This is a genomic window from Grimontia sp. SpTr1 (assembly GCF_947387585.1).
Classification (GTDB): domain Bacteria; phylum Pseudomonadota; class Gammaproteobacteria; order Enterobacterales; family Vibrionaceae; genus Enterovibrio; species Enterovibrio indicus.
In genome coordinates this window covers 1-1,495 of record NZ_CANDOD010000046.1, presented here as the reverse complement: position 1 = coordinate 1,495, position 1,495 = coordinate 1, and the positions used below count along the sequence as shown (strand labels likewise).

The following is a 1,495-nucleotide window of genomic DNA, read 5'->3' as shown; positions in this document are numbered from 1 at the left end:
AGAATACCAAGGACAGCGATGACCTGATTGTGTCCCCTTGGAAGGGTGACGGCAACAGGTTCACCGGGTTGAACCCCGTGCTCGGTGAGTAAAGCAGCCAATTGCAGGGCAGCTTGAGCGAGCTCGCCATAGGAGAGGGAATGTTGTTCAGAGATAATGGCAGTGCGTTCGGGTGTTTCCGCTGCCATTTCAAAGAACGGTTGGTGAAGAGTTCGCTCCTTATAAGGGTACTCTGTCGTGTTGGTCACACGGCGGGTTTGAGTCTGTTGTAATGGTAAAAGCGTATCCAGTGGTGAGTTCCACGAGACATGCAGGGTATTCAACATTGTGCCGAGGGCGTCAAACATGTCGTCGAGCATGCCTTCAGGGAAAAGTGAATCCACGGTATCCCATGAAATATGAAGCTCATCACCATATTCATACATTTGATGATCCAGCCATACCTGAGGTGTTTCCGATAAGCCTCCACCGGATATTTGCGGGAACTCGCTGATAGTCTCTTCTCTTAACAGATCATCAGACATTCCGAGTGTGCTGGTGAATACAATAGGCAAGGCAGCCGCTGTCATATCCATATGCTTTGCGCGCTCGCGTTGCACATAAATTGAAGAAACCTGTCGATGCTCTAAGGCATCAAAGGTTTCTTCCTGTAACTGCAAAGCACTTTCGATTAAGTTTGCGCTCCTGTCAGGCTGATAACCCACTGGTACCAATGATGTAAAGTCACCGGCAACATGATTGATATCCGGGTGAATTGGCTGCCGATCGAACAGTGTCATATTTACGGTATGGGAGTGGCCGCCACTCCAACGGCTTAAAACCTCACAAAATGCACTCAGCACTGCAACAGAAGGTGTGATCCCATTGGCTCTTGTTGACTTCTTTAGACTTTGCCAAGTTTCGCGGTTTAAGATCATTGACCGTCTGCGGAAGTGAGAATGATTGACTGTTCTTGGATCAATCTTCAGTGGTAAAGCTGCAGATAGCGGGAGTGTTTCAAGTTTTTGCTCCCAGTATTTGATAGCTGTTTCACGTTGTTTTGCCGAGGGTGCGAATTGTTGAACATAATCGCGGAATGAGACCGCAGGCGCAGGCAAAGGCGCTTCAAGATCCCTGTATCTGAGTGCTAGCTGGCGAAGCAGCATTTTAATGCTGAAGCCATCCAAAGTGAGGTAGTTGAAGATCAAGCCAACCCTGCTGCGGTGATGACCCATTGAAAATACGCGCGCTGCAAACAATGTGGCTTCTTTCGAGGACGAGAGAGCTTTCCACCAAAGTGAGAGCTGCGTGCTGGCATGTTCAAGATCATCACACTCTACCTGTTCAATAGAGGTAAAGAATCTGGACGGATCCTCGGCCACACATTGAGTTTCCATATCACTAATATCAACCCTGAGCATGTCATGATGCTGAACCAGGCTGTTCCAAGCCTGTTCAAGCCGTCCAACATTGACGTTCTCACCATCCAGCTCGACCAGATAATGGGTACCACAGT

General features: G+C 48.6%; 1 protein-coding gene. It reads right to left on the bottom strand.

The features are described 5' to 3' along the window. On the bottom strand, window positions 1-1,400 hold a 1,400-nt coding region (locus tag QL223_RS25850; RefSeq protein WP_281546356.1), incomplete at its 3' end, for a condensation domain-containing protein. Window positions 1,401-1,495 lie beyond the last annotated feature (95 nt).